This window comes from Streptomyces sp. ISL-99 (assembly GCF_018614005.1).
GTDB classification, from domain to species: Bacteria; Actinomycetota; Actinomycetes; order Streptomycetales; family Streptomycetaceae; genus Streptomyces; species Streptomyces flavidovirens.
Genome location: NZ_JAGGPC010000043.1, coordinates 85868 through 110675, shown reverse-complemented (window position 1 = coordinate 110675; position 24808 = coordinate 85868). Strand labels below are relative to the sequence as shown.

Sequence of the window (24808 nt, the reverse complement as noted above, 5' to 3'; positions counted from 1 at the left end):
GTTACGCTCAAAGGCGTGTCGAAACCCGCCGCTGATCCCACCATCTCCCTGCAGCTCGGCGTGGACCGCAACAGCCCGGTCCCGCTGTATTTCCAGCTGTCCCAGCAGCTGGAGGCGGCGATCGAGAAGGGCCGGCTCTCCCCCGGGAGTCTCCTCGGCAACGAGATCGAACTGGCCGGGCGCCTCGGCCTGTCCCGCCCCACCGTCCGCCAGGCCATCCAGTCGCTCGTCGACAAGGGCCTGCTGGTCCGGCGCCGCGGCGTCGGCACCCAGGTCGTGCACAGCCAGGTCAAGCGCCCCCTCGAACTGAGCAGCCTGTACGACGACCTCGAAGCCGCGGGCCAGCTCCCCGCCACCACGGTCCTGCGCAACACCCTCGAACCGGCGACCGCCGAGGTCGCGGCGTCGCTCGGCGTGGCGGAGGGCGCCGACGTACACCTGGTGGAGCGGCTGCGCCTCGCGCACAACGAGCCCATGGCCGTCCTGCGCAACCACCTGCCCACCGGGCTGCTGGCCCTCGACACCGAACACCTCGAAGCCACCGGCCTCTACCGGATGATGCGCGCCGCCGGCATCACGCTGCACAGCGCGCGCCAGTCGGTCGGGGCGCGCGCGGCCGGGGCCGACGAGGCGCGGCAGCTGGCGGAGGCGGAGGGGGCGCCGCTGCTGACGATGCAGCGGACGACGTTCGACGACACCGGGCGGGCGGTCGAGTTCGGCTCGCACATCTACCGGGCCTCGCGGTACGCCTTCGAGTTCCAGCTGCTCGTGAGGCCGTGAAGCCACCGCAAGCCAGCACCGCCCGGGACACCGTCCGCGTAAGAATGTTCGGACAAAGTATTGACGGGGCATCGCGTACGCCGCTAGAACTCCCCCCAGCCGCAACGGGGCGGCCGGGAGACAAGGCGGAACCCACGATGCGTACCCACCGCAAGGCAGCAGCCCTCCTCGCCGTATGCGCGCTCGCGCTCGCAGCCGGATGCAGCTCCGAGGGCGGCAAGGCCTCCGAGGAGAAGAACGGCGAAGGAGGCGGCGCAGGCGGCAAGGCCGTCAATACGGACCGCCTGAAGATCGCCATGGTGACGCACTCCGGCGAGGGCGACACCTTCTGGGACATCGTCCAGAGCGGCGCCAAACAGGCCGCCTCCAAGGACAACGTCGAGTTCCTGTACGCCGCCGGCAAGGAAGGCAAGGAACAGGCGCAGCTCATCGACTCGTACGTCGCCAAGAAGGTCGACGGCATCGTCGTGACCCTCGCAAAGCCCGAAGCGGTGAAGGCCGCCGTCCAGAAGGCCGTCGCGGCCGGCATACCCGTCGTCACGATCAACTCGGGCGGCGAACACTCCGATGCGGTGGGCGCGCTCAGCCACATCGGCCAGGAGGAGTCCGTCGCCGGTGAGGCCGTCGGCGAGGAACTCAACACACGCGGCAAGAAGAAGGCGCTCTGCGTCATCCACGAACAGGGGAACGTCTCGCTCGAAGCGCGCTGCGCGGGCGTGAAGAAGACGTTCCGGGGAACGGTCGAAAACCTCAATGTCGAAGGCACCAACATGCCGGCGTCGACCTCCTCCATCGAAGCCAAGCTCCAGACCGGCAAGGACATCGACACCGTCGTCACCCTGGGCGCGCCCTTCGCCGCCGCCACGGTCAAGGCGAAGGCGGGCGCGGGCAGTGACGCCGAGGTCAACACGTTCGACCTCAACGCCGAAGTGGTGAAGCAGCTCAAGGCCAAGGAGATCGGCTTCGCCGTCGACCAGCAGCCGTACCTCCAGGGCTACCTCGCCGTCGACGGACTGTGGCTCCACAAGACCAACGGCAACGTCCTGGGCGGCGGAAAGCCCGTTCTGACCGGCCCGGCGCTCGTCACGGAGAAGGACGTGCCGGCGCTGGAGAAGTACACGGCCCGCGGAACCCGGTGAATACGGTGCGAACACCCGTAACCGATACTTGGTCGGCCGGGGACGGGGTGAATGATCCCCGGCCGCACCGAGGAGTACGAGAAGGGCACGGCGTCGTGGCAAGGGTTCGGACAGGGGTACGCGCACTGGGCGCGGTGCTGGCGGCGGTGCTCGGGGCTTCCCTGGCGGGCTGCAGCAGTACGGGCGGAAAGCGCGCCGAGGAACGGGCCGAACAGGCCGCCGCGCAGGGCAGGGCCGCGGTGAACACGCCCCGCTGGACCGTCGGCATGGTCACCCACTCGGGCGACGGCGACACCTTCTGGGACATCGCGCAGAGCGGCGCCGAACAGGCCGCCGTCAAGGACAACATCAAGTTCCTGTACGCCCACAGCGACGAGGGCCAGCAGCAGGCCCAGCTGGTCGACTCGTACATCGACAAGAAGGTCGACGGGCTGATCGTCACCCTCGCCAAGCCCGACGCCATGAAGGCCGTCGTCGCCAAGGCCACCAAGGCCGGTATCCCGGTGATCACCGTCAACTCCGGCTCGGCCGAGTCCAAGGACTTCGGCGCACTCGCCCACATCGGGCAGGACGAGACCATCGCAGGCGAGGCCGTCGGCGAGGAGCTCGGCAAGCGCGGGAAGAAGAAGGCGCTGTGCGTCCTGCACGAGCAGGGCAACGTCGGCCACGAACAGCGCTGTGCCGGAGCGAAGGAAACCTTCGACGGCGAGATGCAGAACCTCTATGTCGACGGTACGAACATGCCCGACGTACAGGCGTCCATCGAGGCAAAGCTCCAGTCGAGCAAGGACATCGACGCCGTCGTGACCCTCGGAGCGCCCTTCGCGGACGCCGCCGTCAAGGCGAAGGAGCAAGCCGGCAGCAAGGCCGAGATCGACACCTTCGACCTCAACGCCCAGGTCGCGACCGCGCTCCAGAACGACACGCTCGGCTTCGCCGTCGACCAGCAGCCGTACCTCCAGGGGTACGAGGCCGTCGACCTGCTGTGGCTCTACAAGTACAACGCCGACGTGCTCGGCGGCGGAAAGCCGGTCCTCACCGGACCCCAGGTCATCACCAAGAAGGACGCCGCCGAGCTGGAGGCGTACACGAAGCGGGGGACCCGATGACCGCGACCGCACCGGCACAGGCGCCGGCCCCCGGCGGCAAGGCGCCCGCCGACGAACGGCTGCTGAAGACGTCGCTGCTGCGCAGGCTGCTCGGCCGCCCCGAGCTCGGCTCGGTGGTCGGCGCCGTCGCCGTCTTCCTCTTCTTCGCGATCGTCGCGGACAGCTTCCTGCGCGCGTCCAGCTTCGGCACGGTGCTGTACGCCGCGTCCGTGATCGGCATCATGGCCGTCCCCGTGGCGCTGCTGATGATCGGCGGCGAGTTCGACCTGTCGGCCGGCGTGCTGGTGACCAGCTCCGCGCTGGTCTCCTCGATGTTCAGCTACCAGCTCACCGCCAACATCTGGGTAGGCGTCCTCGTCTCGCTCCTGGTGACCCTGGCCATCGGCGTGTTCAACGGCGTCATGCTGACCCGCACGAAACTGCCGAGCTTCATCATCACGCTCGGTACGTTCCTGATGCTGACCGGCCTGAACCTCGGCCTCACCAAGATGATCAGCGGCACCGTGTCGACGAAGTCCATCGCCGACATGGAGGGCTTCGAGTCCGCCAAGGCGCTCTTCGCCTCGCAGGTCACCATCGGTGGCGTGAACCTCAAGATCACCGTCCTGTGGTGGCTGGCTCTGGTCGCCGTCGCGACCTGGATCCTGCTGCGCACCCGCGCGGGCAACTGGATCTTCGCGGTCGGCGGCGAGACGGAAGCGGCCCGCGCGGTCGGCGTCCCGGTCAACAAGACCCGGATCGGGCTCTACATGGGCGTCGGTCTCGGCGCCTGGATCTCCGGCCAGCACCTGCTCTTCTCGTTCGACGTCGTGCAGTCCGGCGAAGGCGTCGGCAACGAACTGATCTACATCATCGCGGCCGTCATCGGCGGCTGCCTCATCACCGGCGGGTACGGTTCGGCGATCGGCTCGGCGGTCGGTGCCTTCATCTTCGGCATGACCAGCAAGGGCATCGTGTACGCGGAGTGGGACCCCGACTGGTTCAAGTTCTTCCTCGGAGCGATGCTCCTTCTGGCCACCCTGCTCAACGCATGGGTACGCAAGCGCGCGGAGGCAACCCGATGACCAGGCAGCCGAGGCAGACGACGCAGACCGCACCTCTTGCCGCACCTCTTGTGGAGCTCCACGACGTCAGCAAGTTCTACGGCAACATCAAGGCCCTGGAAGGCGTCTCCCTCGAAGTCCACGCGGGCGAGATCAGCTGCGTACTGGGCGACAACGGCGCCGGCAAGTCCACCCTCATCAAGATCATCGCGGGTCTGCACCAGCACGACGCGGGCACCTTCTCGATCGAGGGCGAGGAAACCCGGCTGGCGAACCCCCGCGACGCCCTGGACCGGGGCATCGCGACCGTCTACCAGGACCTCGCCGTCGTACCGCTGATGCCGGTCTGGCGGAACTTCTTCCTCGGCTCCGAGCCGACGAAGGGCGCGGGCCCCTTCAAGCGCCTCGACGTCGACCTCATGCGCCGGACCACCCGCTCCGAGCTGCTGCGCATGGGCATCGACCTGCGCGACGTGGACCAGCCCATCGGTACGCTCTCGGGCGGCGAGCGGCAGTGCGTGGCGATCGCGCGAGCGGTCTACTTCGGGGCGAAGGTACTGGTCCTGGACGAGCCGACCGCCGCGCTCGGGGTCAAGCAGTCGGGCGTCGTACTGAAGTACGTGGCGGCGGCGCGTGACGCCGGTCTCGGTGTTGTTCTCATCACGCACAACCCGCACCACGCGTATCTCGTCGGCGACCGTTTCGTGCTCCTCAAGCGCGGCGCGATGTCGGGCAGCCACACCCGTGACGAGATCACCCTCGACGAGCTGACGCGCGAGATGGCAGGCGGCAGTGAGCTAGACCAGCTCAGCCACGAACTGGAGCGGTAACCGCTGCGCGGGGCCTGTTCCCCACCCCGCCCCTTCCCGGCCGTGACATTTGCGGCTCCGCCGCGGGGAGGGCAAGCCTCAGGTCCCGGAATTGCCGCGCAGCGGCACCATCCAGCCCCTCCGGCGTTTGAGGAGCGGGTCTGGGGCGGAGCCCCAGTTCGGGAAGGGGCGGGTCGGGGAAAGCCCCGCGCAGCGGCCCGCTCGCACCGCCCGCCGCACCCGGCCGCACCGCACCCCGCCCCACCGGATGGCAGAATCGAGCGCGAGAACCGCCACCCGACCCCACGACCCCGCAGGGGACATGAGCACGTACCGAGACTTCGCGCACCGCGGCTCCGCCCGCGCCACCGTTCTGCGGACCGTCGGCACCCGTGAGCGGCGATCGCACCTCAGCGCGCCCCGGGTGCCCACCGTCGGCATCGACATCGGCGGTACGAAAGTGATGGCCGGCGTAGTCGATGCCGACGGCGTCATCCTCGAAAAAATCCGCACCGAGACGCCGGACAAGTCCAAGAGCCCCAAGGTCGTCGAGGACACCATCGTCGAGCTGGTCCTCGACCTCTCCGACCGCCACGACGTCCACGCGGTGGGCATCGGCGCGGCCGGCTGGGTCGACGCCGACCGCTCCACCGTCCTCTTCGCCCCCCACCTGGCCTGGCGCAACGAACCCCTGCGCGAGGCGATCTCCGCGCGTCTCGCCGTCCCCGTCCTGGTCGACAACGACGCCAACACCGCCGCCTGGGCGGAGTGGCGCTTCGGCGCGGGACGCGGCGAGGACCACCTCGTCATGATCACGCTCGGCACCGGCATCGGCGGCGCGATCCTCGAGGACGGCCAGGTCAAGCGCGGCAAGTACGGCGTCGCGGGCGAGTTCGGCCACATGCAGGTGGTGCCCGGCGGCCACCGCTGCCCGTGCGGCAACCGAGGCTGCTGGGAGCAGTACAGCTCCGGCAACGCCCTGGTGCGCGAGGCCCGCGAGCTCGCCGCCGCCGACTCCCCGGTCGCGTACGGCCTCATCGAGCGCGTCGGCGGCAACATCCCCGAGATCACCGGACCGCTCATCACCGAGCTCGCCCGCGAGGGCGACGCGATGTGCGTCGAACTGCTCCAGGACATCGGCCAGTGGCTCGGCGTCGGTATCGCCAACCTCGCCGCCGCCCTCGACCCCTCCTGCTTCGTCATCGGCGGCGGTGTCAGCGCCGCCGACGACCTCCTCATCGGCCCGGCCCGCGATGCCTTCAGGCGCCACCTCACCGGCCGCGGCTACCGCCCCGAGGCCCGTATCGCCAAGGCCCAGCTCGGGCCGGAGGCCGGTATGGTCGGTGCCGCCGACCTCGCCCGGCTCGTCGCGCGCCGCTTCCGCCGCGCCAACCGCCGCCGCCTGGAGCGCTACGAACGCTACGAGCGCTACGCCCAGGCCATCCGCTCCACCACCCAGGGACCCCAGTAATGACCCCGCCCGCCCCCTCCGTGCCTCACCCGTCGCCGTCACCGGACGACGCGGGCAAGCTCCCCGAGAACCGCCGCCACATGATCGCCCGACGCTGGCTGACGGCGGTCATCATCGTGCTGCTCATCGGCATCCCGGCGGGCTACCTGCTGATCTCCGCCGAGCAGAGCCGCGACAGCGGCCGCGACAAGGCGAAGGTGGCCTCGGCCACCGGCCTCACCGAGGGCTTCCCGTCCCGCATGACGCGCCGTATCTACGACGTGCCCGTCCCCAACGCGGGCCAGGACGTCGCGTTCTACGAGACGAACAACTGGAAGACCAGCAGGCTGTACGTCCAGTTCAGGACAGTCCCGGCGGACCTCGACTGGTTCCTGAACGACCTCGGCGTCAACCGGGCCGCCCTCAAGAAGGGCAAGATCACGATCAGCGGGCGGGACGCCGAGGTCGCCGGCTGGACCCTCGACCCCGACCGCGCGTGGTCCGGTACCACGGTCGACCAGAAGGATCCGCAGCCGACCGTCGACATCACCGTCGACGAGACCGTCCCGGCGCATCCCTTCGTCTACGTCGTCTCGACCGCCACCCCCTGACCCCCTGGGGCGGGGACCTTCACCGGATCGCTAATCTGGAGCGAGTGAGCGAAGAGACCGAAAAGAAGCCCCCGCAGCCCCTGCAGTACCGGTTTGATGGCCCCGAGGACGCCCCGGTCCTCATCCTTGGCCCGTCCCTCGGCACGACGTGGCACATGTGGGACCGGCAGATACCGGACCTGACCCGTCAGTGGCGCGTTTTCCGCTTCGACCTGCCGGGCCATGGCGGCGCACCCGCGCACCCCGCCAGCTCCGTCAACGAACTCGCGGAGCGCCTGCTGGCGACCCTCGACACCCTCGGCGTACAGCGCTTCGGTTACGCCGGCTGCTCCATCGGCGGCGCGATCGGCGCGGAGCTGGCGCTGCGCCACCCCGAGCGGATCGCCTCGCTCGCCCTGGTCGCGGCGTCGCCCCGCTTCGGTACCGCGGACGAGTTCCGCCAGCGCGGGGTGATCGTACGGACGAACGGCCTGGAGCCGATGGCGGCCTCCGCGCCCGCCCGCTGGTTCACGCACGGGTTCGCCGCCGCGCAGCCCGCGATCGTGGAGTGGGCCGTCCAGATGGTCCGCACCACCGACCCCGGCTGCTACATCGCCGCCTGTGAGGCACTGGCCGCCTTCGACATCCGGGTCGACCTGCGCCGTATCGGCGTCCCGACCCTCGTCCTGGTCGGCTCCGAGGACCAGGTCACCGGGCCCGCCGAGGCCCGCACCCTGGTCGCGGGCATCCCCGACGCCCGCCTGGCGCTGGTCCCCGGCGCCTCGCATCTCGCCCCCGTCGAACAGCCCGTCGCCGTCACGGATCTGCTCGTACGCCACTTCTCCACCGCCTGGCAGGCCACGCCCGCCTCGACGACGGGCATGCAGGCGATCCAGGCCCCGCCCGTGATGCCGGCGATCTCCGCGCCCATCAACCCGGTCGGCGAGATCGGCCCCACCGCGCAGCCCGTCGCCGTACCGGCGGAGGATGGCCGCCCCGACCCGTACGACGCCGGGCTCAAGGTCCGCCGCGAGGTCCTGGGCGACGCCCATGTGGACCGCGCTCTCGGCGAGGCCGACGCCTTCACCGGTGACTTCCAGGAGCTGATCACTCGCTACGCGTGGGGCGAGGTGTGGACCAGGGACGGACTCGACCGGCGCACGCGCAGCTGTGTCACCCTGACCGCGCTGGTCGCGGGCGGTCACCTGGACGAGCTGGCATTTCACACCCGGGCGGCCCTGCGCAACGGACTGACCCCGGCCGAGATCAAGGAAGTACTGATCCAGACGGCCGTCTACTGCGGCGTCCCGGCGGCGAACTCGGCCTTCAAGGTGGCCCAGGCGGTCATCCAGGAGGAGACGACACCGCAGGCGTAGCAAGACGGCGACGAGGAGGCCGACCCCGTGAAGCTGACCAAGAAGTCCCATGCCTGCGTCCGGCTGGAGAAGGACGGGCGCACGCTCGTCATCGACCCCGGCAACTTCAGCGAGGAGGACGCGGCGGTCGGCGCCGACGTCGTCCTGGTGACGCACGAGCACCCCGACCACTTCGCCGAGGACCGGCTCCGGGCCGGCCTGGAGGCCAACCCGGGCGCCGAGATCTGGACGCTGCGCAGCGTCGCGGACCAGCTCTCGGCGGCCTTCCCCGGCCGCGTGCACACCGTCGGTCACGGCGACACGTTCTCCGCCGCCGGTTTCGACGTGCAGGTCCACGGCGAGCTGCACGCCGTGATCCACCCGGACATCCCGCGGATCACCAACGTCGGCTACCTGGTGGACGGTTCGGTGTTCCATCCCGGCGACGCGCTCACCGTCCCCGGGCAGCCCGTCGAGACGCTGATGCTGCCGGTGATGGCCCCGTGGTCGAAGATCTCCGAGGTGATCGACTACGTACGCGAGGTGAAGCCGCGGCGCGCCATCGACATCCACGACGCGCTGCTCACCGATCTCGCCCGGCCGATCTACGACCGCCAGATCGGCGGCCTGTGCGGCGCGGACCACAGCCGGCTGACGCCGGGAGACTCGACCGAGCTCTGAACCGGAAGCCGAGTGTCAGACCGCGCCGATAGGCTGTCGTACATGCGTATCGCCACCTGGAACGTCAACTCGATCACCGCCCGGCTGCCCCGCCTGCTGGCCTGGCTGGAGAGCTCCGGCACCGACGTGCTGTGCCTCCAGGAGGCCAAGACCACCTCCGAGGGTTTCCCGGCCGCGGAGCTGCGCGACCTCGGCTACGAGTGCGCGGTCAACGCCACGGGCCGGTGGAACGGCGTGGCCGTGATCTCCAAGGCCGGCCTGGAGGACGTCGTCGTGGGCCTGCCCGGCGGCCCTGACTACGAAGGCGTGCAGGAGCCGCGCGCGATCTCCGCGACGTGCGGCCCGGTCCGCGTCTGGTCGGTGTACGTACCGAACGGCCGCGAGGTCGGCCACGACCACTACGCGTACAAGCTTCGCTGGCTGGAGGCGCTCAACAAGGCCGTGGCCGACGACGCCGCCGGTGAGCGCCCGTTCGCCGTCCTCGGTGACTTCAACATCGCCCCGACCGACGAGGACGTCTGGGACCCGGCGCTCTTCGTGGGCGCCACCCATGTCACCCCGGCCGAGCGGGCGGCGCTCGCCGCGCTGCGCGACGCGGGGCTCTCGGACGTGGTGCCGCGCCCCCTCAAGTACGACCGTCCATATACCTACTGGGACTACCGGCTGCTCGGCTTCCCGAAGAACAAGGGCATGCGGATCGACCTCGTCTACGGCAACGCCCCCTTCGCGGCCGCCGTCAAGGACAGCTACGTGGACCGTGAGGAGCGCAAGGGCAAGGGCGCGTCCGACCACGCGCCGGTCGTGGTCGACCTCGACGTCTGACGGACACGGGCGGAAACCGGTCTCCGCGCGCCTGTGGTGAACATGGCGGAACGAATGCGAGGCTGAGCGATATGAAGAACATCCCTTTCCTGGACAACTGGCTCAAGCGCCGTGACACGGCGCACGGTACGGCGGTGGTCGCACCCGGCGCCGTCGGCGCCGACGGAGACAGCGACACGGAAGGCCTGGCGGAACTGCTCGCCGAGTGCGAGCTGTTGCGCGCCCGGGCAGGGGATGCCGGCCTCGAACTCGACGACTCCCCGGCCTCGTTGGAGGCCCTCGACCAGCTGACACCGCGCTGGCGCGACGACCCCGAGGAGCTGCCCTGGCTGGGCAACGACGCGGGTCTCTACCTCGGGTCCGTGATCGTACGTACGGTCCCCGGGGCGGCCTGGCAGCTCTGGCCGAGCGGCCAGCCGGTGGTCCGGCTGGCCTCGGGCCGTGAGATCAACGTGGTGGAGTTCGGTCTCGACTGGGCGGTCAACGGGGCGCCCGAGCTGTCCCAGGTGTACGCCGAGGTCTCGGAGCTCTGACCACCCGAACTCTTTAGTGCGCCTTATGTCCCATTTAAGCGTGTCGTGCGCGAAGTCCCTTATCGGGCTGGATAGTTTGCGCTGACCTTGACACAGCTGAGAGTGGGTAGGGCTGCGTATGGCCGTCGATCCGTTGATCGAGCTGCGTGACGTCAACAAGTACTACGGGAAGTTGCACGTCCTGCAGGACATCAGTCTCACCGTCGGCCGCGGGGAGGTGGTGGTGGTCATCGGCCCGTCCGGTTCGGGCAAGTCGACGCTCTGCCGGGCGGTGAACCGGCTGGAGACGGTCGAGTCGGGCACCATCCTCATCGACGGAAAGCCCCTCCCCGAAGAGGGCCGAGGACTCGCCCGGCTCCGTGCCGAGGTGGGCATGGTCTTCCAGTCCTTCAATCTCTTCGCGCACAAAACCGTGCTGGACAATGTCTCCCTCGCGCAGATCAAGGTCCGGGGGCGCAAGAAGGAAGACGCCGACAGGCGCTCCCGTGAACTCCTGGAACGCGTGGGACTCGCCTCCCAGGCCGGCAAGTTCCCGGCCCAGCTCTCCGGCGGTCAGAAGCAGCGCGTGGCCATCGCCCGCGCCCTCGCCATGGACCCCAAGGCCCTCCTCTTCGACGAGCCGACCTCGGCGCTCGACCCGGAGATGATCAACGAAGTACTCGAAGTCATGCAGCAGCTCGCCCGCGAGGGCATGACCATGGTCGTCGTCACCCACGAGATGGGCTTCGCCCGCTCCGCGGCCAACCGCGTCGTCTTCATGTCCGACGGCCGCGTCGTCGAGGACCGCACACCCGAGGACTTCTTCACCGCCCCGGAGAGCGGCCGCGCCAAGGACTTCCTCTCCAAGATCCTCAAGCACTGACGGGCGGTGTACGGACAGATGCAGCGCACCCGCCGCACGCTCGCCGCCCTCCTGCTGGTTCTCCTCGCCGTCGCCTGCGGCAAGGAGGGCAGCCCGCCGGTGAAGGGACCGCAGCCCGACGAACTGCCCGAGTACCGGGTCGCGAAGGACTTCCGGCTGCCCGGCTCCAGCACCTGGCAGAAGGCGAAGCGCCGCGGCCGTCTCGTCGTCGGTGCCAAGGAGGACCAGCCGTACATGGGCGAGAAGGACCCGGCCACCGGCGTCTACTCGGGCTTCGACATCGAGATCGCCAAAATGGTCTCCGCGTCGCTGGGCTTCGACCCGAAGAAGATCCGGTTCAGGACGATCGCGTCGGCCAACCGCGAAACCGCCCTGCAGAACGGCCAGATCGACTACTACGTCGGCACCTACACCATCAACGACAACCGCAAGAAACTCGTCGGCTTCGCCGGTCCGTACTACATGGCCGGCCAGTCCCTCCTGGTGCGCACCGACGAGAACGACATCAACGGGCCGCAGGACCTCGACGGCAAGCGCGTGTGCTCCGCCGCCGGCTCCACCCCGTTCCAGCGGATCGAGGCGGACTACCCGAAGGCCGACCTCGTCGCGTACGACACGTACTCCGTGTGCGTCGACAACCTGCTGACCTTCCAGGTCGACGCCGTCACGACCGACGACACGATCCTGATGGGGTACGCCGCCAAGGTCCCCGACGAACTCAAGGTCGTCGGCAAACCCTTCTCGGAGGAGCCCTACGGCATCGGCGTCCCGCGCGCCGACAACGCCCTGCGCTTCGCGATCGACGACGCGCTCGCCGCCCACGAGAAGAACGGCGACTGGCAGAAGGCGTACGACGCGACCCTCGGCCTCTCCGGCAGAAAGGCCACGCCGCCCCCGCCCATCGACCGCTACCCGGCGAGCTGAGGGAGACGACATGGACGTACTCACCGAGAACTTCTCCCTCTACGGCAAGGGCTTCCTCGGCACCGTCGAGCTCACGGTCTACGCCTCCCTCCTCGCCCTGGTGCTCGGCTTCGTCATGGCCTCCTTCCGTGTCGCGCCCGTCGGCTCGCTGCGGGCCCTCGGGACCGTCTGGGTCACGGTGCTGCGCAACACCCCGCTGACGCTGCTCTTCTTCGCGGTGCTGCTCGGCCTGCCGCGCTTCGGGCTCGTGCTGCCGTTCCAGCTCTTCGCGGTGATCGCGCTCGGCTGCTACACCTCGGCGTTCATCTGCGAGGCGCTGCGCTCCGGCATCAACACCGTGCCGCTCGGCCAGGGCGAGGCGTCCCGCAGCCTCGGTATGACGTTCAGTCAGACACTGAGCGCCGTCGTGCTGCCGCAGGCCTTCCGCACCGTCATCCCGCCGATCGGCTCCACACTCATCGCACTCGCGAAGAACTCGGCGATCGCGGGAGCGTTCAGCGTCACCGAGCTGCTCGGCACGTACAAGACCCTCAACGAGCTCGGCTACAGCATCATCTGGACCTTCATCTGGATCGCCGTCGGCTACCTGATCATCACCCTGACCATCAGTGCGCTCTTCAACGTGCTGGAGAAGCGCTGGGGAGTCGCCCGATGACCGCAGCCTCCACCGCTCTCTACGACCTCCCCGGGCCACAGACCCGCAAGCGGCACTTCCTCTACGGCGTCCTGTCGACGCTCCTCATCCTCGCGCTCGCCGGCTGGGTGCTGTATCTGCTGTTCGACACCCGCCAGTTCACGTCCGCCAAGTGGAATCCTTTTGCGTACGAGGGAATCCAGGAGCTGCTCCTGCGCGGGCTCGGCAACACCCTCAAGGCCTTCGCGTACGCCGCCGTGCTCTCTCTGGCACTCGGCGCGCTCCTCGCGACCGGCAGGCTCTCCGACCACCGTGCGCTGCGCCGGCCGGCGACACTGCTGATCGAGTTCTTCCGCGCCATGCCCGTACTGGTGATGATCTTCTTCATCTTCGTGGCGCTGAAGGTCCAGCCGCTGCCCGCTCTGGTGGCCGGACTGACGCTGTACAACGGCTCGGTGCTCGCCGAGGTGTTCCGTGCGGGGGTCAACTCCGTGGAAAGGGGGCAGCGGGAGGCGGCGTACTCACTCGGTATGCGCAAGACGCAGGTCATGGCGTACGTCCTGGTACCGCAGGGCGTACGCGCGATGTTGCCGACCATCATCAGCCAGTTGGTGGTCGCTCTGAAGGACACTTCGCTCGGCTTCCTGATCACCTATGAGGAGTTCCTCCACGCCGGCAAACTGATCGCGTCGAATCTCGACTACGATTTGCCGTTCATCCCCGTAGTGATGGTGATCTCGCCGATCTACATCGGGATGTGCATGCTGCTCTCCTGGTTCGCCCAGTGGGTGGCCAAGCGGGAGAAGCGCAGTCCCAAGACCGAGGCAGTGGAAGTGGGCCCGGCCGACGCGGGCACGCTGCTGCCGGGCGTGCATTAGCGAAAAAGGGCACGTGCTGCCCGGCAGCAGCCGGAGATCACTTGTCGCGCAGTGGGACCGACACGTACGACGGGTCGGACTCGGGCGACGAGAAGGTCAGCTGCGCGCCGGACGGGTTGTGTTCGATGTAGAGCGGGTCGACGGTGTCGATCACCAGGGCCAGCCGGTGGCCTGCCGGTACGTCGTAGGCGGTGGAGAAAAGCTCCAGGTCGACGGGGAACGGCTTGCCGGGTGTCCGGTCGTGGAAGGTGTACGGCGCATTGCTGACCAGCTTGCCGAGGCCGAGCGGGCCCACGTCGTAGAGGTATGCGACGAGGGTGCCGCTCGACTCGGTGCTGGAGAGCGTCGTGTGGACCCTGGCGGTGCCGCGCACGCGCTGCGTCCCGGCGTACCGCTCCGACTGCCAGACCGACGCGTAGGTTCGCGGCAGTAGCGGTACGGACGCCATCGGCGGCAGCTTCAGGAACTGGTCGAGGGCGTTGGACAGCAGGACGATCCCGCCGTTGGCACCCGAGTCGACGTTCGCCCGGATGGTCTTGCTGCCGCCCATGGCGATCTTCCGCTGGTCGGCGCCGACCGACTTCCAGTTCGGGTAGCCCTCGTACGCGCTGGTGGACCGGGACTTGAGCTGGACGGGCTGCTCGCCGTCGATGCCGTTCGCCGAGCCGTTCAGGTGGTGGTCGAACCAGCGCTGGGCGTTGGTCCACACGTCGTTCGGCAGCCCGAGCAGGCCGGTGGCCTCCGCGGTGGCGTGGTCGCCGGGGCGCAGCTCCAGACGCTTGGGGCCGGTGAGCTTCTCGTAGAAGTCCGCGTACTGGTTCGGCGGGAAGATGGTGTCGCCCCAGGCGTTGCCCAGCATGATCGCCGAGCCGTTCTTGTTGATCTGATCGAGGTAGGTGACGGGGGAGCGCTTGCGCCCCCACTCGATCATGTCCTGCTCCTTGGCCAGGTTGGAGCCGAGGAAGTCCTTCATGGTCTGCCGGAGTTCGGCGCTCGGGCGGCCGGTGAGTTCGCCCGCGCCGCTCAGCATCGCCGCGGCCTGGAGGTGCTGCGTACGGCCGCTGTAGATCGAGTCGATGAGGTCGGCCCAGCCGCTCAGCGCGACCACCGCCTTGATCCGCTTGTCGTGTCCGGCGGCGAGGAGGCTGATCCCGGCGCCGTACGACACGCCCGCCATGCCCACCTTCTGCGGGTCGGCCGGGGTGTTGGCGAGCGCCCAGTCGATCACCTTGGAGGCGTCGGCGATGTCCGGCGGGCCCGCGACCTCGATGTTGCCGCCGGACTGCCAGAAGCCGCGGGAGTTGTAGCTGACGACGACGTAACCGGAGTCGGCGAGCTTCCTGGCCTGGGCGACGTACTCGATCTGCGGCATGGCCCAGCTGGTCGGCAGCACGATCACGGGGTAGGTGCGGCTGCCGTCGGCGCCGGCCGGGGTGAAGACGTTGGCTTTGAGTACGGTTCCGCCGTCGCCGGGGATGTCGGCGAACCGTACGCCGGGGAGAGCGTCGGTCGCGGTCGCGGGCTGCTGCGCCGGGGCAGCAGCCTGGGCTGTGGGAGCCACGCCTGCGGCGGTCCCGGCGAGCAGTACGGCGGCGGTGGTGGCGGCCGCCGTAGTGCCGCGCAGGGACATGTGGGGGTGTCTCACGGGTCACTCCTCACTCGTGTCAGTGCAAAGTGACCCGACGGTAACCGCCAGCGCTTACCGTTGGTAACTCCCCGGTAAGTTACGTCGGGGTAACAATTATTGGAAGAACTGTCAGCCCAGCGCGCTCTTCGTCTGCCAGTCCGCCCAGGAGAGGTTCCACTCGCCGAAGCCGTTGTTGGCCGCGACCGTGCCCTTGGCGTCGTCGCCGGTCATCTCGAACGGGTCACCGACCTGGACGTGGCGGTAGATCCACGCGGCGTCCTTGTCGCTCATGCCGACACAGCCCGAGCTCTTGTTGGCCTTGCCGAACCAGGCCTTGTTCCAGGGCGCGGCGTGCGCGTACATCCCGGACCAGGTCAGCCGCATCGAGGAGTCGACCATCTTGTCGTACGCGTCACCGAGGCCCACGGTCTCGGAGCGCATGTTGATCGTGCCCTCCTTGGACATCAGGACGGCCGTACCGCGCCACGAGGCCTTGTCACCGCCGGGCGTGCCCGCCGACATCGGAACGTCCTTCACCGGCTGCCCGTCGCGCATCAGCTTGAGGCGGTGGTTGTCGAGGTCGACCTTGACGATCTGCTGCTCGCCGATGGTGAAGTGCGTGGCGTAATCGCGTACGAACCAGCCGCCGCCGGTGCCCGAGTCGACGCCGTCGAGATCCGCCTTGAGGGAGACCTTCGTGCCCGGCTTCCAGTACTCCTTGGGGCGCCAGTCGACGCGGTCCTTGCCGGAATAGTCCTGCATCCAGCCCCAGGAGCCCTCGGTGGCGTTCGAGGTGGTCACCTTGAGGCGCTTCTCGACGGCGGCCTTGTTCTTGACCGGGTGGTCGAAGACGACCGACAGGGGCTGGGCGACGCCGACGGTGGTCTTGTTGCCGGGGACCAGATTGAGCTTGTTGACCTTGTCCGGGGCCCCGGTGGTGAAGGCGGCCTTCGCGCTGCCGCCGTGGTCGTCCTCGGCCCGGACGGAGTAGCTGGTGCCAGGCGCGGCCTTGCGGCTCGAGGTCCAGGACTTTCCGTCCCCGGACACCTTCCCGTCGAGTCTTCCGCCCTTGGAGTCACTCACCGTGACGTCGTCCAGCCTGCCGTCGGCGATCTTCACCCGCACCGTCTCGCCGGCCTTGGCGTGCTTCCCGTGGAGGTTCACCGAGATCTGCGGGGCCGCCCCGGGCCGGCCGGCCGCCCCTGCCTCCTCGGCCCCGCCGGCGGAGCAGGCGGTGAGCGCGACGGCGAGCGTCGCGGTGCCGGCCAGCAGGGTGCGGGTGTGACTGCGTGTGCGGCTCGAGCGGCTCAACTGGAAAACCTCCGGTGCGATAGCTGTCGACCCGAAGAGCCGATTGAACAGGGAGTGGTTGCGCGAATGACAGGAAATTCTCCCAAATCCGCTGTGACAAATGCCGCAGATGGATGAAGGAAGGGGCCAATGGCCCTGAAGGCCGGGCGTACAGCCGCGCCGGGCCCCGTCGCCCGGGTTGTGTGACGACCGTCACGGCCGTCTCCGTTCCGTGATCGGCGCGGCGCACCGGTGTTCGAGGGGGTCCTGACGCACGTGGCGTGCTGAAGTTACGCTGCGCGGACACGTGTTGACTGGAGGTACGCATGCGCCGCTCCACGGTACGAATGCTGTCGTTCTGGGCCGTTGCGGCGGTGGTGGGGTCAGTGGGCGCCACTGCCTCGTCCGCCGCCCCTGTTTCCGCTCCCGCCCCCGCTCCTCCCGCACCCGCCCCCGCGACGTCATCGCCGCCGCCACCGGTCAAGACACCGGTCGCCACCGGGTACGGGGGAGCGATCGCCAGCGTCGACGCCGACGCCTCGGCCGCCGGCATCGAGGTCCTGAGGCGGGGCGGCAACGCGGTGGACGCGGCCGTCGCGACGGCCGCGGCGCTCGGGGTCACCGAGCCCTACTCGGCGGGCATCGGCGGTGGCGGTTACTTCGTCTATTACGACGCCAAGTCCCGCACCGTACGCACGGTCGACGGGCGCGAGACCGCGCCGCTGAGCGCCGACAAGTCCCTCTTCCTGGAGAACGGCAAGCCCATCGCGTTCGACGAGGCGATGACGAGCGGGCTGGGCGTCGGCACGCCCGGCACTCCGGCCACCTGGGACACGGTGCTCGGCGCGTGGGGCACCAAGCCACTGCGTACGCTGCTCGGGCCGGCGGAGAAACTCGCGCGCGACGGTTTCACCGTCGACTCGACGTTCCGCTCGCAGACCGCGGCGAACGAGGCGAGGTTCAGGGACTTCCCGGACACGGCGGAGCTGTTCCTGCCGGGTGGGAAGCTGCCGGTGGTGGGTTCCCGGATGAAGAACCCCGATCTGGCCCGTACGTACGAGAAGCTGGGCCGCGGCGGTGTCGGCGACATGTACCGGGGTGACATCGCCCGCGACATCGTCCGTACGGTCCGCAAGCCTCCGGTCGACCCCGACGCCACGAGGAAGGTGCGGGCCGGTGACCTGACGGCGAAGGACCTGCGGAAGTACGGCACGCTGAGCCAGGCGCCGACGAAGATCTCGTACCAGGGGCTCGACGTGTACGGCATGGCGCCGTCCTCCTCGGGCGGTACGACTGTGGGGGAGGCGCTCAACATCCTTGAGCGCACCGACCTGTCGCCCGATGCGACCAGCCAGGCGCAGTACCTGCACCGGTTCATCGAGGCGAGCCGGATCGCGTTCGCGGACCGGGGGCGGTGGGTCGGCGACCCGGCCTTCGAGGACGTACCGGTGAAGGGCCTGCTGTCGCAGCGGTTCGCGGACTCGCGGGAGTGCCTCATCCGGGACGACGCGGTGCTGAAGAGTCCGCTCGCACCGGGCGACCCGCGAAAGCCCGGTGGCGGGTGCGGGGCCGGCGGGAAGGCGGCCCCGACGACGTACGAGGGCGAGAACACGACGCACCTGACGGCCGCCGACAAGTGGGGCAACGTCGTCGCGTACACGCTGACCATCGAGTCGACGGGCGGCAGCGGCATCACCGTTCCCGGGCGGGGCTTCCTCCTCAACAACGAGCTGACGGACTTCTCCTTCGCCCCCGCCAACCCGGCGGTCCACGACCCGAATCTGCCGGGGCCCGGCAAGCGCCCGCGGTCGTCGATGTCCCCGACGATCGTGCTGGAGGACGGGCGGCCGCTGCTCGCGCTCGGTTCGCCGGGCGGCGCGACCATCATCACGACCGTTCTCCAGACCCTGACGGGTCACCTGGATCGTGGGCTTCCGCTGGTCGACGCGATCGCCGCGCCGCGCGCGAGTCAGCGGAACGCGGCGACGACGGAGCTCGAACCGGGGCTGTGGAACAACCGCCCGTTGCGGGACGAGCTCGAAGCGATCGGGCACGTCTTCAAGCTGAACCCGGAGATCGGCGCGGCGACGGGCGTGCAGCGGCTGCCGGACGGGCGGTGGCTCGCGGCGGCGGAGCGCCAGCGGCGGGGCGGCGGCTCGGCGATGGTGGTAACACCGACCGGCGCTGCGGGCTAACCCCGCCGGGGCCTTTCCCCACCCCGCCCCGCCCCGTCCCACACTGGGGCTCCGCCCCAGACCCCGGTCCTCAAACGCCGGACGGGCTGATGGTGCGGGGGTGCTGCCGGGGCTCCGCCCCGGACCCCGCTCCTCAAGCGCCGGAGGGGCTGGAGTTGCCTGGCGTGGGGCGAGGGGTGCGGGCCGGGGGAGCGGGGTTTGCCTGGCGGGGCGGGGTGTGTCCCCCTGGCCGTTGCGGCCAGGGCGGGCGCACTCCACCCCCCGACCCGGCAACATCCAGCCCGTCCGGCGTTTGACGACACGCCCGTAGGGCGTCCGGGGGGCTGGGGGCTTGCCCCCGGTTTCGGGAAGGGGCGGGTGGGGGACAGCGCCGCAGGCAACCCGCGCCGCGCCGCACCCCACCGCACCCTCACCCCACCGTCAGCACGCGCGGCCCCGCATCCGTGATCGCCACCGTGTGCTCCGCGTGCGCGGCCCGGCTGCCGTCTGACGTGCGCAGTGTCCAGCCGTCCGCGTCCGCGTAGAACGCGTCCCGGCCGCCCCCGAGCAACATCGGTTCGATGGCCAGCACCATGCCGTGCCGCAGCACGAGGCCGCGCCCCGCCCGCCCCTCGTTCGGCACCTCCGGCCCCTCGTGCATCGTGCGCCCCACGCCGTGGCCGCCGAAGCCCTGCGGGATGCCGTAGCCCGCGGACCGGCAGACGCGGCCGATCGCGTGGGCGATGTCGCCGATCCGGTTGCCGGGCACCGCCGCCGCGATGCCCGCGTCCAGCGCCTCGCGGGCGGTGTCGGCCAGGCGTACGTCGTCGGGGCGGGCCGCGCCGACGCTGAAGGTGACGGCCGAGTCGCCGACCCAGCCGTCCAGCGTCGCGCCGCAGTCGATGCTGACGAGATCGCCGTCGCGCAGGCGGTAGCCGGTCGGAATGCCGTGCACGATCGCGTCGTTGACGGACGCGCAGATGACCGCGGGGAAGGGCACGGGAGCCCAGGCCGGGTGGTAGTTCAGGAAGGGCGACGTCGCCCCCGCCTCCCGCAGCACGGCCCGCGCCGCCTCGTCCAGCTCGCGCAGACTGACGCCGATGCCCGCCGCCTCCTGGACGGCGGCCAGGGCCTGGGCGACCACCCGGCCCGCTTCCCGCATCGCGTCCACCGACACATCCGTCTTGATCTCAACCATGCCAATTATTATACCGGTCGGTGCGGTATTAGAATGACGGCATGGTACGTACCCCTCTCACCCCCGAAGAGCGCGAACGCGGCGAGCGCCTCGGCCAGTTGCTCCGCCAGGCGCGCGGCGACCGCACCATGGTGGACGTCGCGGCGCAGGCCGGCCTCTCCGCCGAAACTCTCCGCAAGATCGAGACGGGTCGCGCCCCGACCCCCGCCTTCTTCACGGTGGCGGCGCTGGCGGGCGTACTCGGACTGTCCATGGACGAGGTCGCGGCCCGTTGCGCCCTGGTACCCGCCTGAGCAGCACGCACCGGCGCACGCCCCGGCGCGCAGGCGTACGACGTAGCCTCTTGGCATGACTTCCGACCAGGACCAGGACCAGGACCCGCTCGCCGTGCTCGGCCGCAGCCCCTACGTAAGCCTGACCACTTTCCGCAGGAACGGCACGGGGGTCGCCACACCGGTGTGGGCCGCCTCCGACGGTGCCGAACTCTTCGTCTGGACCAAGGCCGACTCCTGGAAGGTCAAGCGCATCCGCAACGACAAGCGGGTCGTCGTGACGGCGTGCGACGTCCGCGGACGGGTCAAGGACGGCGCGCCGACGGCCGAGGGCACCGCGCGGCTGCTGGACGCGGACGGCCTGCGCAAGGCGCGCAAGCTGCTCGCCCGCAAGTACACGTGGCAGTTCTGGTTCACCGACGTGCCCGCCGCGATCGTCCGGCTGGGCAAGCGCCCGCACGTCGGTATCGCCATCAGTCTCTGAGGCATCAGTCTCTGACTGCGGTCGCGCTCCGCAGGAGAAGTCTGCGCCTTGGACGAAAACCGCCCGTAGCCGCGCCGTAACACGACTGCGGTCGAATGCCTGCGGACCGGATGGTTCCAGTTGGTGACGGCGCGGCAGGGGCGGGACGGCTATGACGGTGAGTCAACTCCCGGCGGAGGCCGAGGCTTTCGCGCGCTACCTGCGCGAGCTGACGGCGCTCGTCGACACGGGCGCCGGCTGGTGCGGCGTCTTCTGGCAGCGTGACCCCGACGGCATGCGGGCCTGTCTCGACGGCGCCGAACTCCCGCCCTGGGACGTACTGGAGGCCCTGCTCCAGGACGTGGCCGCCAGGCACGGAACGGCTGTCGCCGAGCGTGAGACCGTACGTGCGCGGGCCCTGCACGGGGCGGCGGCCGCCGCGCACGACCGCCGTCCGGGCGGGCGCGAGACGCTGGCCGAGCGGCTCGGGGCGATGCGGCGCGAGCAGGAGTACGCCGCCGAACGCGAGCGGGACCTGATGCGGCGCCTGCGGACGTCGGCGGGCGGTTCCGAGGGGCAGGGGCTCGACGCCGAACTGGCCTGGGCGCGCGACGACCACGAACGCGCCACCGCCCGCTGCGCGGAGCTGAGCACGCGGCTTGCCGCCCTGGACGCGCCGCCACCGGCTCAGGGGCGCCCACCGGCCCCGGACTCGTGGTTCCGCGCGGGGGCGCCCGAGGCCGCCGACCCCGCCGGGCCCTGGCCCGGCCAGTCGCGGAACGGCCACACGGCGAAGCCTTCTCCTCCGCACCCCGCCCCTTCCCGGAACCAGTGGCAAGCCCCCAGCCCCCCGGACGCCCTTCGGGCGGCGGGTCCTCAAGCGCCGGACGGGCCTGATGCGGCCTGGCCGGCCATTCCGGTGCGGCAGAGTTCAGCCCGTCCGGCGACGCTTGAGGGCCGGGGTCCGGGGCAGAGCCCCGGTGGGGAGGAGGGATGGGGTGGGGGAGAGATCCCCCGGACACCTCCCAGCCGCGCTCCCGCGCCCAAGCGGCGGCCCCGCGGAGCCCGTTACGCCGGGCTCGACGACGACGACGGCAGCGACGCGTTCGCCGGGCCTGCCATGCCGGAGCCTCCCGTACGGGCGGCCGCCCCCCGGGGCGCCCGGTACGCAGGCGTGGCAGCGGAGGAGCCGGCCCCGCCGCCCCGCGCCGAGGACGCCGCGAACCTCGCCGAGGACCGCCGCGCCGTCGCCGACACCGTCGCAGTACTCCTCCAGCTGCGCGCCCAGGGGCGTACCGGCGAGGCCCACGTGCTGCTCTGCGAGGCCGCCGGGTGGCCCGACGCGCGTCGGCTGCCCGTGCTCGCCGAAGCCCTGCACCGGGCAGGGCTCGGCGCCGACTGGTCCACCCTGCTGTGGGAGGTGGCGTCGCTGCCGCCCGGCCGCGTCGCCGGCGTCGCCGCGACGCTCGCCGCCGCAGGGCTCGGCGAGGACGGCGGGCAGCTCCTGCGGCAGGGCGTCGTACGCCCCGCTCCGGAATTGGCCGCCGCGCTGCTCGCCCTGGACGACGCGGGCGGACACGAGAGCGAAGTACGGGCGCTGGTCGACGCGTTGGTGCGCGTCCGTACGCCCGAGGACGTCGCCCAGGTCGCTCGGACCGACCCCCGCCGCCTTTCCCCGCTTCTGCTCGACGCCGCGCGGGAGGTGTCGCAGAGCCGGTACCGGGACGTCGTCCATGCCCTGCGCGTGGCGGGCGCCGCGCCGTGAAGGTGTCGCGCGCGTGAACACCGTGACGCTCCGGTGTCACCCCCTCGGGTGCGAAACGTGATCGACTCTGCGGGTTGACGACGATGGTCTTGCCCCACTCCCCGCCGGGGCTTACGTTCATCCCTCTACGTCCCGAATCTACGGGCGTAGAAGGTCTCTGACGTCCCGTTGAAGGAGACAAGTCATGGCCAACGTCGTACGCGCCGCACTCGTCCAGGCGACCTGGACGGGCGACACCGAATCCATGATCGCCAAGCATGAGGAGCACGCCCGCGAGGCGGCCCGGCAGGGCGCGAAGATCATAGGGTTCCAGGAGGTCTTCAACGCTCCGTACTTCTGCCAGGTGCAGGACGCCGAGCACTACCGGTGGGCGGAGGCCGTCCCGGACGGGCCGACCGTCCGCCGTATGCAGGACCTCGCCCGTGAGACCGGCATGGTGATCGTCGTCCCCGTCTTCGAGCGCGAGCAGTCCGGCTTCTACTTCAACACCGCCGCCGTGATCGATGCCGACGGCAGCTACCTCGGCAAGTACCGCAAGCACCACATCCCCCAGGTCAAGGGCTTCTGGGAGAAGTTCTACTTCAAGCCGGGGAACCTGGGCTGGCCCGTCTTCGACACGGCGGTGGGCAAGGTCGGTGTCTACATCTGTTACGACCGTCATTTCCCCGAGGGCTGGCGTCAACTCGGCCTCAACGGCGCCCAGATCGTTTACAACCCCTCCGCCACCCACCGCGGCCTCTCCGCCCACCTCTGGCAGCTGGAGCAGCCCGCCGCCGCCGTCGCCAACGAGTACTACGTCGCCGCCATCAACCGGGTCGGCCAGGAGGAGTACGGCGACAACGACTTCTACGGCACCAGCTACTTCGTCGACCCGCGCGGCAAGTTCGTCGGCGAGCCGGCCAGCGACAAGGAAGAGGAACTCGTCGTCCGGGACCTGGACTTCGACCTCATCGAGGAAGTACGTCAGCAGTGGGCGTTCTACCGGGACCGCCGCCCCGACGCGTACGAAGGACTGGTGAACCCGTGACCCACCACGTGAACAACCTGCTCGGCCGCCACCAGTCCGTCATGCCCGACTGGCTCTCCCTCTACTACCGGCAGCCGATCGAGATCACCCACGGCGAGGGCCGGTACGTATACGACGCCGACGGCAAGCGGTACCTCGACTTCTTCGGCGGCATCCTCACCACCATGACCGCCCACGCGCTCCCCGAGGTCACCAAGGCCATCAGCGAGCAGGCCGGCCGGATCATCCACTCCTCGACGCTCTACCTCAACCGCCCCATGGTCGAGCTGGCCGAGCGCGTCGCCACCCTCTCCGGCATCCCGGAGGCGAGGGTCTTCTTCACCACCTCGGGCACCGAGGCCAACGACACCGCCCTGCTCCTCGCCACGACGTACCGCCGCTCGAACCAGATCCTGGCGATGCGCAACAGCTACCACGGCCGCTCCTTCTCCGCCGTGTCCATCACCGGCAACCGCTCCTGGTCCCCGACCAGCCTGTCCCCGCTCCAGACGCTGTACGTGCACGGGGGCGTCCGCAGTCGCGGACCGTACGCGCAACTCTCCGACGCCCAGTTCATCGAGGCGTGCGTCGCCGACCTCGAAGACCTCCTCGGGCAGACGGGCGGCCGTGTCGCCGCGCTCATCGCCGAACCCGTGCAGGGCGTCGGCGGGTTCACCTCCCCGCCCGACGGCCTGTACGCCGCGTTCCGCGAAGTCCTCGACCGGCACGGCATCCTGTGGATCACCGACGAGGTGCAGACCGGATGGGGGCGTACGGGCGAGCACTTCTGGGGGTGGCAGGCCCACGCCCAGAACGGGCCGCCGGACATCCTCACCTTCGCCAAGGGCATCGGCAACGGCATGTCCATCGGCGGTGTCGTCGCCCGCGCCGAGGTCATGAACTGCCTCGACGCCAACTCCATCTCCACCTTCGGCGGCAGCCCCATCACGATGGCGGCAGGCCTCGCCAACCTCAACTACCTCCTGGAACACGACCTTCAGGGCAACGCCCGCCGGGTCGGCGGCCTGCTCCTGGAACGGCTGCGCGCCGTCACCGCCGGCGTGCCGTGCGTACGCGAAGTACGCGGCCGCGGCCTGATGGCGGCCATCGAACTGGTCAAGCCCGGTACCGACGAGGCGGCGCCCGAGACGGCGGCGGCCGTACTGGAAGCCGCCCGCGAGGGCGGCCTGCTGATCGGCAAGGGCGGCGGCCACAACACCGCCGTGCTGCGCATCGCCCCGCCACTGACGCTGAACGTCACGGAGGCGGAGGAGGGCGCGCGCATCCTCGAAAAGGCGCTGAGAAACGCCGGGTGAGCCACGGAGCCGCCCCGCCGAGGGCGGCTCCGCCGGCACGTTCCCACGGAGCAGCACGCACTGCTGGGCCCACTCTTCCCGGGAAGGA

General features: G+C 70.1%; 24 protein-coding genes. 21 read left to right on the top strand and 3 right to left on the bottom strand.

The genetic code is table 11. The annotated features are described in order from the left end of the window. Positions 1-60: 60 nt before the first annotated feature. From J7E91_RS25640 to J7E91_RS25570, 15 genes are all read left to right on the top strand, one after another. A complete protein-coding gene (locus tag J7E91_RS25640; RefSeq protein WP_308377114.1) occupies positions 61-780 on the top strand; it encodes a GntR family transcriptional regulator in 720 nt (239 codons plus the stop codon). A 137-nt stretch (positions 781-917) separates the two neighbouring features. After that, positions 918-1919: a substrate-binding domain-containing protein gene (locus tag J7E91_RS25635; protein WP_214908666.1), complete on the top strand. Its 1002-nt coding sequence runs from the start codon at positions 918-920 to the stop codon at positions 1917-1919. Positions 1920-2014: 95 nt separating this feature from the next. Continuing rightward, the gene (locus J7E91_RS25630) at positions 2015-3028 is read left to right on the top strand and encodes a sugar ABC transporter substrate-binding protein (protein WP_308377083.1); all 1014 of its coding nucleotides are present in this window, start codon (positions 2015-2017) and stop codon (positions 3026-3028) included. Beyond that, complete coding sequence (locus J7E91_RS25625; RefSeq protein ID WP_214908663.1) at positions 3025-4092, top strand: ABC transporter permease; 1068 nt, start codon at positions 3025-3027, stop codon at positions 4090-4092. The genes J7E91_RS25630 and J7E91_RS25625 overlap by 4 nt, the downstream gene beginning before the upstream one ends. Continuing rightward, positions 4089-4901: an ATP-binding cassette domain-containing protein gene (locus J7E91_RS25620; RefSeq protein WP_214908661.1), complete on the top strand. Its 813-nt coding sequence runs from the start codon at positions 4089-4091 to the stop codon at positions 4899-4901. Before J7E91_RS25625 ends, J7E91_RS25620 begins: the two co-directional genes overlap by 4 nt. 301 nt (positions 4902-5202) lie before the next feature. Then, the gene (locus J7E91_RS25615) at positions 5203-6351 is read left to right on the top strand and encodes an ROK family glucokinase (RefSeq protein WP_214908659.1); all 1149 of its coding nucleotides are present in this window, start codon (positions 5203-5205) and stop codon (positions 6349-6351) included. Further along, the gene (locus tag J7E91_RS25610; protein ID WP_214908657.1) at positions 6351-6941 is read left to right on the top strand and encodes a hypothetical protein; all 591 of its coding nucleotides are present in this window, start codon (positions 6351-6353) and stop codon (positions 6939-6941) included. The genes J7E91_RS25615 and J7E91_RS25610 overlap by 1 nt, the downstream gene beginning before the upstream one ends. A gap of 44 nt (positions 6942-6985) precedes the next feature. Next, on the top strand, positions 6986-8296 hold the full coding sequence (gene pcaC / locus J7E91_RS25605; protein ID WP_308377080.1) for a 4-carboxymuconolactone decarboxylase: 1311 nt from the start codon (positions 6986-6988) through the stop codon (positions 8294-8296). A 27-nt stretch (positions 8297-8323) separates the two neighbouring features. After that, positions 8324-8956, top strand: a complete 633-nt coding sequence (locus J7E91_RS25600; RefSeq protein WP_214908655.1) for an MBL fold metallo-hydrolase — start codon at positions 8324-8326, stop codon at positions 8954-8956. 42 nt (positions 8957-8998) lie between these two features. Further along, a complete protein-coding gene (locus J7E91_RS25595) occupies positions 8999-9778 on the top strand; it encodes an exodeoxyribonuclease III (protein WP_214908653.1) in 780 nt (259 codons plus the stop codon). 71 nt (positions 9779-9849) lie between these two features. Beyond that, on the top strand, positions 9850-10311 hold the full coding sequence (locus J7E91_RS25590) for a DUF6278 family protein (protein WP_214908651.1): 462 nt from the start codon (positions 9850-9852) through the stop codon (positions 10309-10311). A 118-nt stretch (positions 10312-10429) separates the two neighbouring features. Further along, a complete protein-coding gene (locus J7E91_RS25585) occupies positions 10430-11173 on the top strand; it encodes an amino acid ABC transporter ATP-binding protein (RefSeq protein ID WP_214908649.1) in 744 nt (247 codons plus the stop codon). Between the two features lie 18 nt (positions 11174-11191). Further along, complete coding sequence (locus tag J7E91_RS25580; RefSeq protein WP_214908647.1) at positions 11192-12097, top strand: glutamate ABC transporter substrate-binding protein; 906 nt, start codon at positions 11192-11194, stop codon at positions 12095-12097. A 10-nt stretch (positions 12098-12107) separates the two neighbouring features. Further along, positions 12108-12752 carry an amino acid ABC transporter permease gene (locus tag J7E91_RS25575; RefSeq protein ID WP_214908645.1) on the top strand — a complete coding sequence of 215 codons (645 nt, stop codon included), beginning with the start codon at positions 12108-12110 and terminating at the stop codon, positions 12750-12752. After that, the gene (locus J7E91_RS25570; protein WP_214908643.1) at positions 12749-13609 is read left to right on the top strand and encodes an amino acid ABC transporter permease; all 861 of its coding nucleotides are present in this window, start codon (positions 12749-12751) and stop codon (positions 13607-13609) included. Before J7E91_RS25575 ends, J7E91_RS25570 begins: the two co-directional genes overlap by 4 nt. A gap of 37 nt (positions 13610-13646) precedes the next feature. Here the strand turns inward: J7E91_RS25570 and J7E91_RS25565 are convergent, their stop codons facing one another. Then, on the bottom strand, positions 13647-15239 hold the full coding sequence (locus J7E91_RS25565; RefSeq protein ID WP_214908767.1) for a CocE/NonD family hydrolase: 1593 nt from the start codon (positions 15237-15239) through the stop codon (positions 13647-13649). 126 nt (positions 15240-15365) lie between these two features. Further along, the gene (locus tag J7E91_RS25560; protein ID WP_214908641.1) at positions 15366-16547 is read right to left on the bottom strand and encodes an Ig-like domain-containing protein; all 1182 of its coding nucleotides are present in this window, start codon (positions 16545-16547) and stop codon (positions 15366-15368) included. Between the two features lie 305 nt (positions 16548-16852). On the opposite strand from J7E91_RS25560, the gene ggt reads away from it, so the two are divergent. Continuing rightward, on the top strand, positions 16853-18721 hold the full coding sequence (gene ggt, locus J7E91_RS25555; protein WP_214908639.1) for a gamma-glutamyltransferase: 1869 nt from the start codon (positions 16853-16855) through the stop codon (positions 18719-18721). Positions 18722-19130: 409 nt separating this feature from the next. Here the strand turns inward: ggt and map are convergent, their stop codons facing one another. Beyond that, positions 19131-19898, bottom strand: coding sequence for a type I methionyl aminopeptidase (map, locus tag J7E91_RS25550; RefSeq protein WP_214908637.1), 768 nt, complete (start codon positions 19896-19898; stop codon positions 19131-19133). Positions 19899-19939: 41 nt separating this feature from the next. On the opposite strand from map, the gene J7E91_RS25545 reads away from it, so the two are divergent. The 5 genes from J7E91_RS25545 (at position 19940) to J7E91_RS25525 (ending at position 24720) form a co-directional block, all read left to right on the top strand. Continuing rightward, complete coding sequence (locus tag J7E91_RS25545) at positions 19940-20191, top strand: helix-turn-helix domain-containing protein (protein ID WP_028812941.1); 252 nt, start codon at positions 19940-19942, stop codon at positions 20189-20191. A 55-nt stretch (positions 20192-20246) separates the two neighbouring features. Further along, positions 20247-20654: a PPOX class F420-dependent oxidoreductase gene (locus J7E91_RS25540; RefSeq protein WP_214908636.1), complete on the top strand. Its 408-nt coding sequence runs from the start codon at positions 20247-20249 to the stop codon at positions 20652-20654. 151 nt (positions 20655-20805) lie between these two features. Continuing rightward, positions 20806-22398 (top strand): hypothetical protein, encoded by a 1593-nt coding sequence (locus J7E91_RS25535; protein WP_214908635.1) that lies wholly within the window; start codon positions 20806-20808, stop codon positions 22396-22398. 184 nt (positions 22399-22582) lie between these two features. Continuing rightward, a complete protein-coding gene (locus J7E91_RS25530; protein ID WP_214908634.1) occupies positions 22583-23425 on the top strand; it encodes a nitrilase-related carbon-nitrogen hydrolase in 843 nt (280 codons plus the stop codon). A gap of 41 nt (positions 23426-23466) precedes the next feature. Beyond that, positions 23467-24720, top strand: coding sequence for an aspartate aminotransferase family protein (locus tag J7E91_RS25525; RefSeq protein ID WP_251016243.1), 1254 nt, complete (start codon positions 23467-23469; stop codon positions 24718-24720). The last annotated feature ends 88 nt before the right edge of the window (positions 24721-24808 follow it).

Excerpts from the sequence above, each read along its gene's own strand:
- J7E91_RS25525 (WP_251016243.1), top strand. The coding sequence starts at position 23,467 with ATGCCCGACTGGCTCTCCCTCTACTACCGGCAGCCGATCGAGATCACC.
- J7E91_RS25595 (WP_214908653.1), top strand. The coding sequence starts at position 8,999 with ATGCGTATCGCCACCTGGAACGTCAACTCGATCACCGCCCGGCTGCCC.
- J7E91_RS25570 (WP_214908643.1), top strand. The coding sequence starts at position 12,749 with ATGACCGCAGCCTCCACCGCTCTCTACGACCTCCCCGGGCCACAGACC.
- J7E91_RS25530 (WP_214908634.1), top strand. The coding sequence starts at position 22,583 with ATGGCCAACGTCGTACGCGCCGCACTCGTCCAGGCGACCTGGACGGGC.
- J7E91_RS25545 (WP_028812941.1), top strand. The coding sequence starts at position 19,940 with ATGGTACGTACCCCTCTCACCCCCGAAGAGCGCGAACGCGGCGAGCGC.
- J7E91_RS25590 (WP_214908651.1), top strand. The coding sequence starts at position 9,850 with ATGAAGAACATCCCTTTCCTGGACAACTGGCTCAAGCGCCGTGACACG.
- ggt (WP_214908639.1), top strand. The coding sequence starts at position 16,853 with ATGCGCCGCTCCACGGTACGAATGCTGTCGTTCTGGGCCGTTGCGGCG.
- map (WP_214908637.1), bottom strand. The coding sequence starts at position 19,898 with ATGGTTGAGATCAAGACGGATGTGTCGGTGGACGCGATGCGGGAAGCG.
- J7E91_RS25610 (WP_214908657.1), top strand. The coding sequence starts at position 6,351 with ATGACCCCGCCCGCCCCCTCCGTGCCTCACCCGTCGCCGTCACCGGAC.
- J7E91_RS25635 (WP_214908666.1), top strand. The coding sequence starts at position 918 with ATGCGTACCCACCGCAAGGCAGCAGCCCTCCTCGCCGTATGCGCGCTC.
- J7E91_RS25625 (WP_214908663.1), top strand. The coding sequence starts at position 3,025 with ATGACCGCGACCGCACCGGCACAGGCGCCGGCCCCCGGCGGCAAGGCG.
- J7E91_RS25620 (WP_214908661.1), top strand. The coding sequence starts at position 4,089 with ATGACCAGGCAGCCGAGGCAGACGACGCAGACCGCACCTCTTGCCGCA.
- J7E91_RS25615 (WP_214908659.1), top strand. The coding sequence starts at position 5,203 with ATGAGCACGTACCGAGACTTCGCGCACCGCGGCTCCGCCCGCGCCACC.
- J7E91_RS25540 (WP_214908636.1), top strand. The coding sequence starts at position 20,247 with ATGACTTCCGACCAGGACCAGGACCAGGACCCGCTCGCCGTGCTCGGC.
- J7E91_RS25585 (WP_214908649.1), top strand. The coding sequence starts at position 10,430 with ATGGCCGTCGATCCGTTGATCGAGCTGCGTGACGTCAACAAGTACTAC.
- J7E91_RS25535 (WP_214908635.1), top strand. The coding sequence starts at position 20,806 with ATGACGGTGAGTCAACTCCCGGCGGAGGCCGAGGCTTTCGCGCGCTAC.
- J7E91_RS25580 (WP_214908647.1), top strand. The coding sequence starts at position 11,192 with ATGCAGCGCACCCGCCGCACGCTCGCCGCCCTCCTGCTGGTTCTCCTC.
- J7E91_RS25575 (WP_214908645.1), top strand. The coding sequence starts at position 12,108 with ATGGACGTACTCACCGAGAACTTCTCCCTCTACGGCAAGGGCTTCCTC.
- J7E91_RS25565 (WP_214908767.1), bottom strand. The coding sequence starts at position 15,239 with ATGTCCCTGCGCGGCACTACGGCGGCCGCCACCACCGCCGCCGTACTG.